At 67.2% G+C, this 17,287-nt stretch carries 13 protein-coding genes; 5 read left to right on the top strand and 8 right to left on the bottom strand.

Features of this window, described 5'->3' with window-relative positions; genetic code table 11:
• Nucleotide 1: 1 nt before the first annotated feature.
• Both HNO51_RS10370 and HNO51_RS10365 read right to left on the bottom strand, forming a co-directional pair.
• Nucleotides 2-703, bottom strand: a complete 702-nt coding sequence (locus HNO51_RS10370) for a pseudouridine synthase (RefSeq protein ID WP_197447289.1) — start codon at nucleotides 701-703, stop codon at nucleotides 2-4.
• Nucleotides 703-1,518, bottom strand: a complete 816-nt coding sequence (locus tag HNO51_RS10365; protein WP_197447288.1) for an amidohydrolase — start codon at nucleotides 1,516-1,518, stop codon at nucleotides 703-705. Before HNO51_RS10365 ends, HNO51_RS10370 begins: the two co-directional genes overlap by 1 nt.
• Nucleotides 1,519-1,672: 154 nt before the next feature.
• On the opposite strand from HNO51_RS10365, the gene rarD reads away from it, so the two are divergent.
• Nucleotides 1,673-2,611 (top strand): EamA family transporter RarD, encoded by a 939-nt coding sequence (rarD, locus tag HNO51_RS10360; protein ID WP_197447287.1) that lies wholly within the window; start codon nucleotides 1,673-1,675, stop codon nucleotides 2,609-2,611.
• Nucleotides 2,612-2,628: 17 nt separating this feature from the next.
• Here the strand turns inward: rarD and HNO51_RS10355 are convergent, their stop codons facing one another.
• The gene (locus HNO51_RS10355) at nucleotides 2,629-4,218 is read right to left on the bottom strand and encodes a methyl-accepting chemotaxis protein (RefSeq protein WP_234283491.1); all 1,590 of its coding nucleotides are present in this window, start codon (nucleotides 4,216-4,218) and stop codon (nucleotides 2,629-2,631) included.
• Between the two features lie 186 nt (nucleotides 4,219-4,404).
• Nucleotides 4,405-5,679 (bottom strand): O-acetylhomoserine aminocarboxypropyltransferase/cysteine synthase family protein, encoded by a 1,275-nt coding sequence (locus HNO51_RS10350; RefSeq protein ID WP_197447286.1) that lies wholly within the window; start codon nucleotides 5,677-5,679, stop codon nucleotides 4,405-4,407.
• Between the two features lie 123 nt (nucleotides 5,680-5,802).
• On the opposite strand from HNO51_RS10350, the gene HNO51_RS10345 reads away from it, so the two are divergent.
• The 4 genes from HNO51_RS10345 (at nucleotide 5,803) to HNO51_RS10330 (ending at nucleotide 12,508) form a co-directional block, all read left to right on the top strand.
• Nucleotides 5,803-7,515, top strand: a complete 1,713-nt coding sequence (locus tag HNO51_RS10345; protein ID WP_197447285.1) for a SulP family inorganic anion transporter — start codon at nucleotides 5,803-5,805, stop codon at nucleotides 7,513-7,515.
• Between the two features lie 258 nt (nucleotides 7,516-7,773).
• Entirely contained in the window at nucleotides 7,774-8,934 is a 1,161-nt protein-coding gene (locus tag HNO51_RS10340; RefSeq protein ID WP_197447284.1) for a TAXI family TRAP transporter solute-binding subunit, read from the top strand.
• Nucleotides 8,935-8,998: 64 nt separating this feature from the next.
• A complete protein-coding gene (locus HNO51_RS10335) occupies nucleotides 8,999-11,023 on the top strand; it encodes a TRAP transporter permease (protein ID WP_197447283.1) in 2,025 nt (674 codons plus the stop codon).
• Between the two features lie 57 nt (nucleotides 11,024-11,080).
• The gene (locus HNO51_RS10330) at nucleotides 11,081-12,508 is read left to right on the top strand and encodes an enoyl-CoA hydratase/isomerase family protein (RefSeq protein ID WP_197447282.1); all 1,428 of its coding nucleotides are present in this window, start codon (nucleotides 11,081-11,083) and stop codon (nucleotides 12,506-12,508) included.
• 15 nt (nucleotides 12,509-12,523) lie between these two features.
• Here the strand turns inward: HNO51_RS10330 and HNO51_RS10325 are convergent, their stop codons facing one another.
• Genes HNO51_RS10325 through HNO51_RS10310 form a run of 4 tightly spaced genes read right to left on the bottom strand, consistent with a single transcriptional unit; the run spans nucleotide 12,524 to nucleotide 17,149 of the window.
• Nucleotides 12,524-13,936 carry a hypothetical protein gene (locus tag HNO51_RS10325; RefSeq protein ID WP_209539137.1) on the bottom strand — a complete coding sequence of 471 codons (1,413 nt, stop codon included), beginning with the start codon at nucleotides 13,934-13,936 and terminating at the stop codon, nucleotides 12,524-12,526.
• Nucleotides 13,933-14,358 (bottom strand): PaaI family thioesterase, encoded by a 426-nt coding sequence (locus tag HNO51_RS10320; RefSeq protein WP_197447280.1) that lies wholly within the window; start codon nucleotides 14,356-14,358, stop codon nucleotides 13,933-13,935. Before HNO51_RS10320 ends, HNO51_RS10325 begins: the two co-directional genes overlap by 4 nt.
• Nucleotides 14,355-15,998, bottom strand: coding sequence for a class I adenylate-forming enzyme family protein (locus tag HNO51_RS10315; protein ID WP_197447279.1), 1,644 nt, complete (start codon nucleotides 15,996-15,998; stop codon nucleotides 14,355-14,357). The genes HNO51_RS10320 and HNO51_RS10315 overlap by 4 nt, the downstream gene beginning before the upstream one ends.
• The gene (locus HNO51_RS10310; RefSeq protein WP_197447278.1) at nucleotides 15,998-17,149 is read right to left on the bottom strand and encodes an acyl-CoA dehydrogenase family protein; all 1,152 of its coding nucleotides are present in this window, start codon (nucleotides 17,147-17,149) and stop codon (nucleotides 15,998-16,000) included. The genes HNO51_RS10315 and HNO51_RS10310 overlap by 1 nt, the downstream gene beginning before the upstream one ends.
• Nucleotides 17,150-17,287: the final 138 nt, after the last annotated feature.

The following is a 17,287-nucleotide window of genomic DNA, read 5'->3' as shown; positions in this document are numbered from 1 at the left end:
CTCAGTCGAACCCGGCCACCTCGTCGTCGCTCAGCTCGCGCCACTCCCCCAGGGCGAGATTGCCTAGCGAAAGCGGACCTATCGATTCCCGATGCAGCGCCGTGACCCGGTTGCCGATGGCGGCGAACATGCGCTTGACCTGATGGTAGCGCCCCTCGTGCAGAGTCAGCTCGGCTTCGTGGGGGCTTCGCATCACCAGGGCTGCCGGTAGCGTCGGTTTCTCTTCGCCCTCGAGCAGGAGGCCCTCCTCGAAGCGCCGCACGGCGGCGGCCAGCGCATCGCCGGCAAGCGGCTCCGCCAGGCTGGCACGATAGACCTTGGCGCAGCGACGGCGCGGTGAGCTGACCCGATGCGACCACTGCCCATCGTCGGTCAGCAGCACCAGGCCGGTGGTATCGACATCGAGTCGCCCCACCGTCTGCAGGCGTTCGGCCTTGGGCAGATCGATGAGGTCGACGGCGCGCGGATAGAGCCCGCGACGGGCGCTGCACTCTACGTCGCTCGGCTTGTTCAGCATGACATAGCGCAGGCCGACGAGGGTCAGCGGTTGCCCGGCCCACTCCACGCGGTCGGTGCTGGCCACCTGGCTGGCGGCCTGCTTGGTCACGGTTCCGTTGACGCTGACTTCGCCGCGATGCAGCGCCTTCTTGGCCAGGCTGCGGGTCAGGTCGGTGGTTTCCGCCAGGAAGCGGTCCAGGCGCATCAGAACCCTACCCCGTCGGCCAGCGTGAAATGGTCGGCATCGCGCCAGGCAGGAAACTTCTCGCGAAACGCCTCGAGGTCCGCGCGTGAAAGTGTCGCACTCTTGATGAAGGCCGTATCTCGCGGCTCGTCGATGATCGCCTCGCCCTTGAAGTCCACCAGCATGGAATCGCCGGAATAGTGCATGCCGTTGGCGTCCTCGCCGACACGATTGACCCCGATGACCGGACACAGATTCTCGATCGCCCGCGCCTGCAGCAGGATCCGCCACGGATGCCGTCGCGGCGCCGGCCAGTTGGCCACGCACAGCAGCGCATCGTACTCGAAATGTTCGCCCGGCCCCGGGCTCTGGCGCAGCCACACCGGGAAGCGCAGGTCATAGCAGACGCTGAGCAGGATACGGAAGCCCTTGAGCGTGACGATCACCCGGTCGTGGCCCATGGCGTAGCGCTCATGCTCGCCGGCCATGCGGAACAGGTGGCGCTTGTCGTAACAGACCCGACTGCCATCCGGCCGAGCCCAGACGAGGCGATTGTAGTAGTGGCCGTCTTCGACGATTGCGACACTGCCCGTGATCACGCAGTTGCGCACGCGAGCCTGTTCTGTCAGCCAGGCGACGGCCCGGCTCTGCTCCATCGGCTCGGCCATTTCACGGGAGTTCATGGTAAAGCCGGTTGCGAACATCTCGGGCAGCACGATGAGATCGGTCTCGTCGCCACCGAGTTCTCCCAGCTGCTCCTCGAGCATGCGGCAGTTGGCCTCGGGGTCTTCCCAGCGCAGGTCGCACTGAACCAGGGTCGTACGCAAATCGCTCATGGTGGCTCCCTTGCGGTGTCGTCTATCGCTTCAGCCTAACCCAGGCAGGCAGCGACGTCAGCCCGCGGCATTGCCTCGCCGAGACACCCCGGGATCATGGAGCCAAGTTCAATAGGCTGCTAAATTGTAGCTTTCCGTCATCAGAGACCCCGGCATGCCCCTGCAATCCCTGAGCGATAGTGAAGCCGCACGCGGTGTCGGCTTCGGCCTGGCCGCCTACGTCATGTGGGGCTGCTTTCCGCTGTTCTTTGCCCTGTTCGATGGCGTTCCGGCCTTCGAGGTGCTGATCCACCGCATCATCTGGTCGTGCCTGTTCCTGGTGGGGCTGGTCACGCTGCTCAAGCGATGGGGGCCCATCCGCAAGGCGCTCGCCGAACCTCGTCGCCTGGGACGGGTGCTCGGCTGCGCCCTGCTGATCGCCATCAACTGGGGGCTCTACATCTATGCGGTGGAGACCCGGCAGGTCTTCCAGGCCAGCCTGGGCTATTTTCTCACCCCGCTGGTCAACGTTGCGCTGGGCATGCTGGTACTGCGCGAGGCCATGGCCGGGCTGCAGCGCGTCGCCGTCGTGCTGGCGGGCATCGCCATAGCCATTCAGCTGGTACTGCTGGGCGAGCTGCCATGGATCAGCCTGACCCTGGCGCTGAGCTTCGGCACCTATGGCCTGCTGCGCAAGCAGGTGCCCCTCGACGGCCTCTCGGGACTGTTCGTGGAAACCCTGCTGTTGCTGCCGCTGGGGCTGATGGCGCTCGCCTGGCTCAGCGCCGGCGAGCTCTCTCATTTCCTCACCGGGCCTCGCATCACGCTGCTACTGGTAGCCAGCGGCGTCATCACCGCCCTACCCTTGCTGGCCTTCGCCGGCGCGGCTCGGCGCCTGCGCCTTGCCACGCTGGGCTTCCTGATGTACCTCAACCCCACCATTCAGTTCTTCATCGCCCTGCTGGTGTTCCGCGAGCCGCTGTCGCTGGTCCAGCTCGCCACTTTCCTGCTGATCTGGGCCAGCCTGGCGCTCTACTCCTGGTCGGCCTGGAACAGTCGTACGCGCTCCCCCCTGGCGCCGGCCGGCACCCTTCAGGAGGGAGAGCGAGCCTGACTGCGAGGAGGGTATGCTCAGGCGGTTTCCGGCTTGTAGCCGACCCGGAACCCGCCCCAGTGTTTGCCGCCGACATAGATGGGTACCGACAGATCGTGCATCACCTCGCCGGTATCGCGCTTGTAGGTCTGCAGCAACAGCGTCTGCTCATGGGTACCGCAGCGTTGGCCGGTGGTGTCCTCGTAGATTCGCCGGTTGCGACAGAACTTGAGGTCGTGGTCGTAGTCGCCGGTGGGGGGGCGACTGCTCTGCGCATTGTGAGTGGGGATGTAGCCGCGTCGGTCGATGCCGATGGCGTAAGCGACACCCAGCCGCTCGAGCAGCGGTTCCTGGATGGAGGGAAAGTTCTCGTCCGTGTAGCCGACGAATCCGGTTTCATACTGCTGGGGGTTGGTACCGGGAATCGGCGTGTACTGGGCATGGAAGAGGGTCTGCTCGTCCAGCTCGCCACGCTTGATGGCCGATTCGAGTAGCTCCCCGATCTTGGCCGCCGCCTGGCGCGCCGCTTCGAAGACCTGTTGGTGGCGCCCTTCGAGGCGCTGCTGGGCGAGCGCCGCATCGACCGCCTCGGCGCCCGCCATCAGGGCACGCGCCTGGCTCGCCAGACCATGCATGTCGCGGTTGCCCTGCTCGGCATCCTCTTCCAGCGTACCCAGGGTACCGGCCACGCGCTGGGAGTGTCGGTTGGTGTCCTCCATGGCCTCGGCGATGGAGCGAATCTCGCCCTCCACCTGGTCGAAGTGGCCGGTCATCTCGGTGAGCTGCTCGCCCACCTTGCTCATTTCCTTGGCACGGTCGCCAACGCGCTGCATCAGGTGGCCGATGGTGTCGACCACGCGATGGCTGCTGTCGCCGATATCCCCGACCAGGGCTTCGACGTTGCGTGTGGCATCGGCGGTGCGGCCGGCAAGCTGGCGCACCTCACCGGCCACCACGGCGAAGCCGCGGCCATGTTCGCCGGCCCGGGCGGCCTCGATCGAGGCGTTGAGCGAGAGCAGGTTGGTCTGCTCGGCGATCTCCTCGATCAGCGAGGTCACGTGGCGCACGCTGTCGGCCTTCTGGCTCAGCATGTTGAGCAGCTCCAGCGCCTCTTCGGAGCGCTCGGCGAGTGCCTGCATCTCCTCGATGACCTGGCCCAGCGATTCGCGACTCACATGGCTGGCGTCACGCGAACGACTGGCGAGCGTGGCCACGTTGGAAGCGCTGGCGGCCACCTGTTCGATCGCCGAAGTGATCGCCGCCATGCTCGACGAGGCCTCGCGCACGGTCTGCTCCTGCCGTTCCAGGCGCTGGTCCATGCGATCGGCGTGGTGGGACACTTCGGCAGAGGCGATAGCCGTGGCGCTGGCCTGGCGAATAAGGCCATGGGCCATTCGACGCAGCGAGAAGTAGTCGCGGGTGACGGGCAACCATGCGATACGGCCGTTGGCGAGGCTGTCGGCATCGGCGCGATAGACCGCCGCCATGCCGCTCAGCGCCAGCGCAAGGCCGCTCACCAGCCCGAGGCCGATCCCAGCGAAGGCCTGCCAGCCCGCCCCCTCCAGGTAGGAAAGAAGAAGTCCACCGGCAAGCGAAACCGCGGCCAGTAGAAGCATCAGGATCCGCATGGCGTCTCGTCTCTTTGTTACTGGGATTTGTCAGAGATTAACGCCATGTAAGCGGCATTCGCATCACCACTTTGGCCTGACAGACGAAAGCACGACTCAAGTCGGGCTCCGCGCGGCCGATATCAACGCTTTGGCACCCGCTGCGGGCCCCTCGTACGAGACGGCCCGCTCCCGTGCCCGACTGGCTCAAGCCTGGCTGGCGGCCAGCGCCTGTTCCAGGTCGGCGATGATGTCGTCGACGTGCTCGATGCCGATGGAGAGGCGCACCATGTCGGGCGTCACGCCGGCGGCGACGAGTTCGTCGTCGCTGAGCTGACGGTGGGTGGTCGAGGCCGGAATCGACGAACAGGTCTTGGCGTCGCCGATGTTGACCAGGCGCAGGATCATGCCCAGCGCATCGTAGAAGCGGGCTCCCGCCTCGCGGCCACCCTGGATGCCGAAGCTGAGGATGCCCGAGGCGTGGCCGTTCATGTAGCGCTTGGCCAGGGCGTGATCCTTGTGGCCGGCCAGGCCGGCGTACTGTACCCAGGTCACCGCCGGATGCCCTTCCAGGTACTCGGCCACGCGCTGGGCATTGTCGCAGATGCGCTCGATGCGCAACGCCAGCGTCTCCAGCCCCTGCAGCAGATTCCACGCCGCTTGGGCAGAGAGCGCTGCGCCCATGTTGCGCAGCGGCACCACCCGCGCGCGAGCGATGAAGGCGGCCTCGCCCACGTCACGGGTATAGCTCACCCCGTGGTAGGAGACATCCGGCTCGTTGAGCAGCGGGAAGCGCTGGGCATGGTCAGCCCACGGAAACTTTCCGGAATCGACGATGACGCCCCCCACGGTGGTGCCGTGGCCGCCGATGTACTTGGTGGCGGAGTGAATGACGATGTCCGCCCCGTGCTCGATCGGACGCCACAGGAACGGCGTGGCTACGGTGTTGTCGACGATCACCGGCACGCCGTGGCGGTGGGCGACCTCTGCCAGCCGGGCCATGTCGACCACGCTGCCCGAGGGGTTGCCCACGCTTTCGCAGAACACCGCCTTGGTGCGGGCATCGATCAGCGATTCGATGCCGTCGAGATCGTCCTTGTCGGCGAAGCGCACCTCGATGCCCTGCCGCGGCAGGGTATGAGCGAACAGATTGTAGGTGCCGCCGTACAGCTCGCTGATCGAAACGATGTTGTCGCCAGCCTCGGCAATGGTCTGTATCGCGTAGGTGATCGCGGCCATGCCGGAGGCCACCGCCAGGCCGGCGATGCCTCCCTCCAGCGCGGCGATGCGCTGCTCCAGCACCGCGCAGGTGGGATTCATGATGCGCGAGTAGATGTTGCCCTCGACCTTGAGGTCGAAGAGGTCGGCGGCATGCTGGGCGCTGTCGAAGGAGAACGAGGTGGTCTGGTGGATCGGCACGGCCACGGCGTGCTGGTCGTCGGGGGCGTAGCCGTGGTGCAGGGCGATGGTTTCGGGCTTCATGAGGTGTCCTATATGGTCAAAGGGGGTTTCGTCTATATCACTCGATGCTAACCAAGACTCAACCCATCCACCAATATCGTTTAGTCTGTGCATTCCCCCCCCCACCCTGACACGAAGAGACGGATGCTCAGACGCTACCTTCCGGTCCTTACCTGGCTGCCCCACTACAACCGTCGCCTCGGCGGCGCCGACCTGCTGGCAGGCCTCATCGTCACCGTCATGGTGATCCCCCAGTCCCTGGCCTACGCCGTGCTGGCCGGCCTGCCGGCGGTGGTCGGCCTGTACGCCAGCCTGCTGCCGAGCCTGGCATACACCCTGCTCGGCACCAGTCGCACGCTGGCCGTGGGGCCGGTGGCGATCATTGCGCTGATGACTGGCGCGGCGCTCTCTGGGGTAGCCGCGCCAGGCACCCCGGAATACGTCGAGGCGGCGCTGATCCTGTCGCTGCTGTCGGGCCTCATCCTGGTGGCCATGGGCCTGCTGCGCATGGGCTTCGTCGCCAATTTCCTGAGCCATCCGGTCATTGGCGGTTTCCTCTCGGCCGCCGGCATTCTCATCGCCGCCAGCCAGGCGGGTTACCTGCTCGGGATCGAGCTCGCGGCGCGGGACCTGTTGCCGCGAGTGGTGGAGCTGGTGCGGGAGCTGCCCGGCCTGCATCTGCCGACCCTGGTCATCGGCGCAGGAACCCTCATCTTCCTGCTGTGGCTGCGCCAGTATGGTCGCTCCAGCCTGCGCCGGCTCGGCCTGCCCCGCTCCCTGGCCGACCTGCTGACCCGGGCCGGCCCGGTCTTGGCGGTGGCGGTCACGACACTGGCGACCTGGCACTGGGGGCTGGAGCAGCGCGGTGTGGCGGTGATCGGCGACATCCCTCAGGGCCTGCCGCCGCTGACCCTGCCCGGCTTCGATGCGGCAACGTGGCAGGCCCTGCTGGTACCGGCGCTGTTGATCAGCATCGTCGGCTTCGTCGAGTCCGTCTCCATGGGCCAGATGCTCGCCGCACGCCGGCGCGAGCGCATCTCGCCCAACCAGGAGCTGCTCGCCTTGGGTGGCACCAACCTCGCCGCGGCCTTCACCGCCGGCATGCCGGTCAGCGGCGGCCTGACCCGCACCGTGATCAACTACGACGCCGGGGCGCAAACCCCGCTGGCCGGCATGTTCGCCATGCTCGGCATCGGCGCGGTGACGCTGTTCCTCACCCCGGCACTGCACCATTTGCCCATCGCCACCCTCGCCGCCACCATCACCGTATCGATCATCACGCTGGTCGACGTGTCCATGATCCGCCAGACCTGGCGCTACTCGCGCAGCGACTTCTCGGCTATGGCCGCGACCATCCTGCTGACCCTGGTCGAGGGGGTCGAGGCCGGTATCCTCGGCGGCGTGGGGCTCTCCATCGCGCTGTTCCTCTATCGCACCAGTCGCCCCCACAGCGCTCTGGTCGGGCGCATTGCCGGTACCGAGCACTTCCGCAACGTCGAACGGCACGACACCGAGACCGCCAGTCACCTGGCGTTGCTGCGCATCGACGAGAGCCTCTACTTCGCCAATGCCCGCTACCTGGAGGATACCGTCTACGACCTGGTGGCGACGCGACCGGAACTTGAGCACGTGGTGTTGATCTGCTCGGCGGTCAACCTGATCGACGCCTCGGCGCTGGAGAGCCTGGACGCCATCAACGCTCGCCTCAAGGACTCCCGTGTCACCCTGCACCTGGCCGAAGTGAAGGGGCCGGTGATGGACCAGCTCAAGCGCAGCGATTTCCTCGACGACATGACCGGACGCGTGTTCCTCAGTAGCTACGCCGCCTGGCGGGAACTGTCGCGCCCATCGGAATAACGCCGCCACCCCCACTCAGATCACCGTCTGCACGCCTATACCTTGGTCGTAGGGCGCGCTGCGCTGTCCGAAAAAAAGCCTGCCAAGCCTTTCTTTTTCCAGCCTTCCCGAAACACCGCACGGCGGCATTCCGCCTAGCGGAAAGGCAGTGGCGTGGATCCGTTGACAGCGTCGCAGTGCCTTTCTAGTATCGACCTCAGTTTCGGAATTAAATACCGCATAGCAAAACAACAATCGCCCACGGCACAGGAGTCTCCCATGCGCCAGCTGTCCCATCCGCTCGCCTTCATCGCCCTTCCGCTCTCGCTGCTCTGCGCCGGCGTCGCCCAGTCCGCCGAGGTCGAATTGCCGCGCACCATGGCCTGGACCGCCTACGGCACCAATTCCAGCGGCTATGCCCAGGCCGTGGCCATCGGCAACATGCTGCAGAACCACTACGGCACCTCGGTGCGCGTCCTGCCCGGCGACAATGACGTCTCGCGCATGACGCCGCTCAAGCAGGGCCGCGTCGACCTCTGCGCCTGCGGTATCGCCAGCTACTACGGCGCGGAGGGTGTATTGATGTTCGCCGACCGCGACTGGGGCCCCCAGCCCATCCGGGTGCTCACGACCTCCACCGCCTCCTTCGGCCTGTCGCTGGCGGTGGCTGGCGACCTCGACGTCGAAACCCCGGCCGACCTGGCCGGCAAGCGCATCGCCTATATCCGTGGTGACGACGCCCTCAACAAGGGCACCGAGGCCTACCTGGCCTTCGGCGGGCTGACCTGGGACGACGTCGAGCGCGTCGACTACCCCGGCTATGCGCGCTCCTTCGACGGCATCATCGCCGGCGACGTCGATGCCTCCTTCACCACCACCGTCACGCCGCCCGCCCAGCAGCTCGCCAGCAGCCCCCGCGGCATCAGTTGGCCGGTGCTCGACCCCGACGACGCCGAGGGCTGGGAGCGCATGCTGGCGGTAGCGCCCTACTTCCAGCCCCACGAGGTCACCGCCGGGGCCGGCGACGTCAGCGCCGACAATCCCGTGCCCAGCGCCAGCTACCCGTACCCGATCGTGGTGGCCAACCAGGACCTCGATGACAACGTCGCCTACGGCCTGATCAAGGCGCTGCAGGACAACTACGACGACTACAAGGATGCCGCGCCCGGCGCGGTGGGCTACGCCCTGGAGTACCAGGACCTGACCTGGGTGCTGCCGTTCCACGACGCCGTGGTCGAGTACTACAAGGAGATCGGTGAATGGACCGATGACATGCAGGCGCACCAGGACTCGCTGGTCGAACGCCAGGAGCTGCTGCTCGAGACCTGGAACGCCTTCATCGAGGATGCGCCCTCGGACGAAGAGGCGTTCCGCGACGCCTGGATGCAAGCGCGCGCCACGGCCCTGCGCGACGCCGGCTTCGATCCTGTCTTCGAATGATCGCGTCACCAGCGACTGATTCCGGGGCGGCCATGCCGCCCCTTGCCGCCTCACGGATGCTGCCATGACCACCGCCACTTCGCCCCCCGAGTCGCCACGCCAGCTCAAGGAAAAGATTACCCACGTTCGCTCGCTGCCCACCGCCCTGCGCTGGATACCCGGCGCGGTGACGGTCGTGCTGATGGCCATGACGCTGGACTACCTGTTCAACCTGGGCTGGTTGCGCTTCGTGACCGGACTGGAGACGCAGTTCTACTACGCCGTGGTGGCCCTGCTGCTGCCGCTGGTCTATCTGCTGTGGCCGGCCTTGCCTTCGCGGCAGCACCTCCCGGTGCCCTGGTACGACTACCTGCTCAGCGCCGTCACCCTGATCGTCGGTGGCTACTTCGTCTATCACGCCGAGTCGATCCTCGAGCGCGGCTGGGCCTTTGCCGCCCCCGATACGGCCATTCTGGCCAGCTATGCCTGGTGGCTGCTGATTGTCGAGGCCGCCCGGCGTGCCGGCGGCTGGCCGATCGCGGTGATCGTGGCGACCTTCTCGCTCTACCCGCTGGTAGCCGATATCGTGCCCGGGCCGATCCAGGCGTTTCCCTCCACTCTGGAGGAAACCGCCATGTATCACACCATGAGCACCGAGAGCATCATGGGCGTACCGCTGCAGGCCTTCGCCGGTCTGGTCATCGGCTTCCTCGTCTTCGGCGTGGTATTGCAGAAGAGCGGCGGCGGCAAGTTCTTCATCGACCTGGCCTTCGCCCTGCTGGGCCACGTGCGCGGCGGCCCGGCCAAGGTGTCGATCTTCTCCAGCGGTCTGATGGGCTCGATGAGCGGCAGCGTGATCAGCAACGTGCTGACCACCGGCGTGCTGTCGATCCCCGCCATGCGCCGCATCGGCATGGGCCGCTCGTTCGCGGGCGGCGTCGAGGCCTGCGCCTCCACCGGCGGCGTGTTGATGCCGCCGGTCATGGGCGCCACCGCCTTCGTCATGGCGATGTTCCTCGACGTACCCTATGCCGCCGTGGCGTTGGCTGCGGTGATCCCCTCGATTCTCTATTTCCTCGGTCTGTTCATCCAGATCGATGCCTATGCGGCGCGCCACGACATCCAGGGCCTGCCCGCCGCGGAACTGCCCTCGATCGCCCAGACCCTCAAGCAAGGCTGGTACTTCATCTTCGTCTTCGCCCTGCTGGTGTGGATGCTGCTGGTGATGCAGCGCGAAGCCGTGGCGCCCTTCTATGCCACCGCACTGCTGCTGGTGCTCAACCAGTTCTCGCGTCGCAACCGCTGGGGGCTACGCGAGCTGGGCGAATCGCTCTCCTCGGCGGCCAAGCTGTTCGCCGAACTGATCGCGATCCTGGCCGGCGTCGGCATGCTGGTCGGCGCGCTGTCGATGACCGGGCTCTCCGGCACCATCGCCAACGACTTCATCCATATCGCCGGCGGCAGCGTGCCGCTGCTGCTGATCATGGGCGCCCTGACCAGCTTCGTGCTCGGTATCGGCATGACCGTCACCGCGGCCTATATCTTCCTCGCCGTGGCGCTGGCGCCGGCGCTGATCCAGGGGGGTGGGCTCGATCCCATGGCGGTGCACATGTTCATTCTCTATTGGGGCATGCTCAGCTTCATCACCCCGCCGGTGGCGCTGGGCGCCTTCGCCGCCGCCACCGTGGCCGGCGCTCGCCCCATGGCCACGGGCCTCCAGGCCATGCGCCTGGGCAGCGTGATCTATTTCATTCCCTTCCTGTTCGTGCTCAATCCCGCCTTGATCATGCAGGGAGAGGCATGGCAAATCGGCCTGGTGTTCGTTCAGGCCGTGATCGGCATCGTGCTGTTTGCCTCGGCCATGCAGGGCTATTTGATCGGCGTGGGAAGGCTCGGCATCGGCGCCCTGCATGAAATCCCGGCCCGCGGCCTGGTACTGGTGGCCGGCCTGCTGTTCGCCCTGCCCGGCGGCGGCATGGTGCCGCTCAGCCAGTTCGAACTGCTGGGCAGTGCGATGGCCGCCCTGCTGCCTGCCGTGCTGCTGGCGCGCTGGAGCCAGCGCCACGCAGGACCGCGTATGGCGAAGATGGCACCTCCCGTCGATTCTTGAGGTTGCGTGCATGTACCATTCATTAGAACCGATGCCTGACATAGGGAGCCATACCGCATGACGTCCCCCGTCACCTACCAGCGCCACGACGAGATTGGCGTGATCATCATCGACAATCCGCCGGTCAACGCCCTGGGCCAGGCCGTGCGACAGGGAGTGATGGAGGCCGTCAGTCAGGGCAACGATGATCCCCAGGCTCAGGTACTGGTGCTTCTCGCCCGCGGCCGCACCTTCATCGCCGGGGCCGACATCCGCGAATTCGGCAAGCCCCCACAGGCACCGATCTTGCCGCAGGTGATCGCCCATCTCGAGGCCAGCGCCAAGCCCATCGTTGCCGTGCTGCACGGCACGGCGCTGGGCGGCGGGCTGGAGGTTGCGATGGGCTGCCAGTTGCGCGTGGCGCTGCCGGGCACCAGGGTGGGCCTGCCCGAGGTCAAGCTGGGGCTGCTGCCCGGTGCCGGCGGTACCCAGCGGCTGCCGCGACTGGCCGGCGTCGAAGCCGCCCTGGACCTGATCACCAGCGGACGCTTCGCCCCCGCCGACGAGGCCCTGTCGCTGGGCATCGTCGACGCCGTGCTCGAGCTCGACGACCCCTTGGAGGCGGGACTGGCGGCGGCGCGCGACGTGCTGTCAGGCACGCGCAGGGCGCGAGTCACCGGCGAGCTGCCGCCGCCAGCGGCCGATCCCGAAGTCATCGAACGCTACCGCGCCAAGCTGGAAAGCGAGGTGCCGGAGCTCTACTCCCCCTTCCGCTGCCTCGAGGCCATCGCCGCCAGCAGCGAGGGCAGCCTGGCCGAAGGGCTGCGCCGCGAGCGCGAGCTGTTCCTTTCCTGCATGGAGTCGCCCCAGCGCGCCGGCCTGATCCACGCCTTCTTCGCCGCCCGTGCGCCGCACAAGGTGCCAGAGGCGGGCGAGGCCTCCGCCCTGACGCGCCTGGCCCTGCTCGGCGAACATCCCCTGTACGACAAACTCAGGAACAAGGCCGAGCGGGCCGGTATCGAACTCAACGAGCGGGCAGACGACGCCACCCAGGCCTGTCTCATCGCTGCCGGAGCCGATGCGACCTGCCCGGCCCACTGCCTGCGTATCGCCTTGCGCGATGTGGAAGCGGCGCACGATCTCGACAGCCTCGACGCCGACCTGGCGCTGGTCGTACCTGCCGAGGGCAGCCTGGCCGAGCTGGTGGCACTGCGCGCCGATGCCGCTCGCCAGCAGGCCGTGGCCAATCTGCTCAAGGCGCTACGCCAGGAAGTGGCGGTCAGCCGGCAGGGCAGCCTGCTCGCCACCCTGGCGCAAGCCGCATGGGACGACGACGCCAATCCTCACGCCGCCATGGAAGCGGCGAGCCTGATGCTGGCCGAACGTGGCTGGGCCTACCGCGCGAGCGACATCGACCTGCTCGCCATCGAGGCACTGGGCTACCCTCGCCATTTGGGCGGCCCACACCGGCAGGCCAGCTTGGCGGTAGAAGAGCGGCACGGCTAAAGGCAGCACAAGTCATTACCAGGCCGCGAGCAGGAACCAACCGGCCAGCAGCGGGATACAGGCGAGCAGGAAGCGCGCATTCCAGCGATAGCCGATGCGGCTCGACGCGACCCCGGTGAAGCGCGACAGGATCAGCATCGAGGCCGTCATCGGCGATGACATCATCGCCAGCGCCCAGCCCACCATCAGCGATGCCCCGAGCAGTGCCGGCGGCAGCCCGTCGATGGGCAGCGTCGGCACCAGTCCCACGAGCAGCGTCACGGTGACGATGGGATTGATGCCGACCTGGGCCAGCCCCATCACCAGCAACATGGCCAGCACGGCGTTGGACGCCCCCAGCGGCTGCACCGCAGCCAGCAGCGGCCCGAGGCTCTCCACCGGCACCAGCGCCACGCACAGGTGGCCCAGGTAGCCTGCCGCCCCCAGTACCACGACCTCGTTGGCACTCGGTGCCAGCAGCCACGGCAACTGACGATGCAAGCTGGCCAGCGCCGCCGGTGCGCCCAGCATGCCGAGCCGCCGCCTCTGCCAGGCGAGCCAGGTGATCGCCGCAAGCGGTGCGCCCATCAGCACGGCGATGGGCAGCCGCACCTGCAGCGCCCAGGCCAGCAGGAACACCAGTGAGACGACACCCAACAGCAGCAGGCAGAACTGCCCCAACGGCGCCGCCGAGGGAGCCGGGTGCGACGTGCGTCGCGAGGCAGGGGCCGGACCGCTGACATGAGCGGGATGCGGGCCGGTGACATGATCGACGCCCCACCCCACCAGGAAGATGAGCAGCGCGGCACCGATCACATAGGGGGCGAGGTCGAGCCAACGCAGCTCGGGCAGGTTGGAGAGCACCACTGCTACACCGATGCCCATGGGCGAGATCAGTGGGGCCAGCGAGAAGCCGCGCAGCAGGGCCAGCATCATCCGTCGCTGGCGTACTTGTCGCACCCAGGCGCGGCCCTGGGCCGCCGCCAGGGTATTGCTCTTCTCGATCATGCCGGCGAACAGGTTGAGTACGCCGATATTGAGGATGATGCCGAACAGCGCCGAACCGGCCGAGAGGATCGGGTAGCGCCGTCCCGGCGGCTGCAGCAGCATCGCCTCGCCGCAGCGCCGCACCAGACGTGAGCGATAGGCGGGCAGGCGCAGCAGGCTGAGCGCCACCACGAAGGTGGCAAAGAAGGCGAAGCGGCCGGCCGCCTCGAACAGCAGTCTACCGGGAGTATCGCTGCGCCATAGGACGACCACGCTCAGCGCGGCGGCCGCGGCAAGCAGCCAGCGCGCCATGGACGACAGGTGCCGGGTCACGCCGGCCAGATAGAGGGCCAGCGCCAATGCTGCGATGCCCTGCAGCCAGGCGCTGGTGAATACCAGGTGGCCGAGGGTCGCCAGGGTCACCAACACCAGCAGGCTGGCACGCAGCCGTGCCGGTGTCACTCGGGGACACCCTCCGGCGACTCGCTGCCAGCGCGCCGACGAAACGCACCTTCGGCCATCGCCACCAGCTCGCCCCCGCGGCCGGTGACCTCGCCACTGGCCATGTAGACCTTGCGCCCGCCGCCGCGCACCCTGCCGGTGGCACGCAGCAGGCCTGGACCGGCAGGCCCGACGAAGGTGGTCGTGAGCGACAGGGTCATCCCGCGCCTTACTCGGCCAGGCAGCTCGCAGTAGAGCCCGGCGAGACTCAGAGCGCTGTCGAGCATCGAAGTGAGCACCCCGCCGTGCACGATGCCGCTGCGGTTGAGGTGGCGCTCATCGGCCACCAGCTCGACCACGGCGACCCCTTCCGACCACTCCACCACCCGCAGGCCGAGCAGCTCGTGGTAGCCCATCAGGGGCGACTGGCTGGATTCGCTCATGCCGCCCCCTCGCGGTTGGCCAGCTCGCGCAGACGCCCCTTGAGGATCTTGCCGCTGGCGGTGGCCGGCAGCGCGTCCATCAGTACTAGTCGCGTCGGCCGCTTGTAGGGTGCCAGGCGCTCGGCGATGAAGGCCTTGAGCGCCTCTTCATCAGCCCTGGCACCGGGTTCGCACTGGATGAAGGCGACCACCTCCTCGTTGCCTTCCACCTGGCGCCCCACCACCGCCGAGAGGGTCACGTCGGGGTGCTCGTTGATCACCGCCTCGACGTCGGGCGGATAGATGTTGAAGCCGGAGCGGATGATCAGCTCCTTACTGCGGCCGACGATGTAGAGCTGATCGTCGTCGTCGAAGCGGGCGATATCGCCGGTATTGAGCCAGCCGTCCTCGGTCAGGCAGGCACGGGTAGCCGCCGGCTGGCGGAAGTAGCCCTTCATCACGTTGGGACCGCGCACCCACAGCTCGCCGGCGCCGGCATGGTCGGGCTCGTCCTCGCCGGCATCGCCCAGCGGCTCGAGGCGATACTCCAGCAGCGGCAGCACGCGCCCCACGGTGTTGCTGTCGAAGCTGTCGTCGATGCGGGTCTGGCTGATGGTCGGACTCGCCTCGGTGAGGCCGTAGCCGTTGTGCAGCGTGAGTCCGAACAGCGCCTGTACCCGGCGCTTGAGGTCGCCGTCGAGCGGCGAACCGCCGGCAGAGATGTAGCGCAGCGCAGGGGCCGCGAGCGAGCGCCCCTCGCGACGCAGCGTCTCGAGCATGCGCGCGAACATGGCCGGTACGCCCTGCAGCACGGTGATGCGCTCCTGTTCCAGGGCCGCCAGCATGGCGGGAGCATCGAAGCGCGGCACGCAGTAGAGGCAGGCACCGTTGTAGAGCGAGCCCATGCACACCGACGACAGGCCGAACACGTGGGACATCGGCAGCACGCCGTAGACCCGCTCGCCTTCGCACAGGTGGCGCATGCCGCCGGAGAGCGCAGCGATGTAGAGAATGCCGCGATGCGTCAGCATCACGCCCTTGGGCGTGCCGGTGGTGCCCGAGGTGTAGATCATCGCGGCGACCTGGTCGGCGCCATCGGTCGCGACCGGCTCCGGTTCGACCTCGGCCAGCGGTGACAGCCCGAGCCGACCCAGTGAGGGGTGCGCGAACGGCTCGGCGCCGTGGCGCCGACCGTGGGCTTCGGCGTCGGGAGACGCCTCGCTGGTATAGAAGATCCGCCGCGGCTGGCAGTTGTCGCGAATGGCATCGATCTCCTGGGCCGAGAGCCGCGAGTTGACGATGGCCACCCAGACATCACGTTCGCTCGCCGCCAGCAGCAGCACGACCAGCGCCCGACAGTTCTCGCTCACGGTCATGATGCGATCGCCGGGGCGAATGCCCAGCGCATCGAGCCACTCGGCGGCGGCGCGTATCTCGCCGCCCAGCTCGGCATAGCGCCAGCGCACTTCGCCGTCGACCAGCGCCGGCCATTCGGCCAGCCGCTCGGCGTTCTCCAGCACGCGGGTACTCAAGCGCTCGGGCAGCTCGGCCACCAGCTCGCTCGCCTGGCGACCGAAGATCGTCTCATCGGGTGCCTGGCGGGGTACCGAGAGGGATTGGCGCTCAGTTGCGTGAGCCCCCCGCTCGCCATCGAGCGCCATCAGGTCACCTCCCGCACCATGTTGCGTGCGATCACCAGCTGCTGGATCTGGGTGGTGCCCTCGTAGATGCGGAACAGCCGCACGTCGCGATAGAAACGTTCCACCGCATATTCCGCCATGTAGCCGGCGCCACCGTGGACCTGAACCGCGCGATCGGCTACCCGGCCCACCATCTCGGCGCAGAACAGCTTGCAGCACGACGCCAGGGTGGAAACGTTCTCGCCGGCATCCTTGCGCCGGGCCGCATCGAGCACCATGGTGCGGCCGGCGTAGGCCTCGGTCTTGCTGTCGGCGAGCATCGCCTGCACCAGCTGATGCTCGGCCAGCGGCACGCCGAACTGCTTGCGTTCGATGGCGTAGTGGAGCGACTCCTCGACGAGGCGTTCGGCCACTCCCACGCACACTGCCGAAATGTGCAGGCGCCCACGGTCGAGCACCTTCATCGCGGTCTTGAAGCCCTGCCCCTCGCGACCGCCGATGATATTCTCGGCCGGCACCCGGCAGTCCTCGAAGATGATGTCGCAGGTATGCGCCCCTTTCTGGCCCATCTTGTTGTCGGCCGGTCCGCGCTTGAGCCCCGGCGTGTCGCCCTCGACGATGAAGGCAGTGATACCTCCGGCGCCCTTGTGGCTCGGATCGGTACGTGCCATCACGGTGAAGACATCGGCCTCGGGGCCGTTGGTGATGAAGCGCTTGGTGCCGTTGAGCACGTAGTGGTCGCCGTCGCGTATCGCGGTGGTCCGCAGACTCGCCGCGTCGGAGCCGGAATCGGGCTCGGTGAGACAGAAGGCACTGAGCAGTTCGCCGGTGGCCAGGCGCGGTACGTACTTCGCCTTCTGTTCCGGAGTGCCATCGATCAGGATCCCCTGGGCGCCGATGCCGTTGTTGGTACCGAACACCGAGCGGAAGGCCGGCGAGGTCTTGCCGAGCTCCATCGCCACCAGTGCCTCCTCCTCCATGGTCAGCTCCAGCCCGCCGTACTCCTCGGGGATCGACAGGCCGAACAGGCCGATCTCTTTCATCTCCTCGAGCAGTTCCTGCGGCACCGCGTCCTCTTCCGCCAGGCGTGCCTCGTTGGGAATCAAGCGCTCGCGCACGAAGCGGGAAATGGTATCGATGAGCTGATCGAGCAGTTCGGGGTCGCGAATCATGGCATGTCCTCACGCAGGTGGCGGCTGGCTGTCAGATACTTTGGTTAAGAGCTACGGAATGACCAAGAGCAACGAAGCCCTTGAAATGACAGGTCTCACCTGCCTTAATTTCGCATAGCAGAATGGAAAACCGCATTA

The organism is Billgrantia sulfidoxydans (assembly GCF_017868775.1).
Taxonomy (GTDB): Bacteria; Pseudomonadota; Gammaproteobacteria; order Pseudomonadales; family Halomonadaceae; genus Halomonas; species Halomonas sulfidoxydans.
Note: the sequence above shows the minus strand (reverse complement) of the source record. Positions and strands in the feature narration are given on the sequence as shown.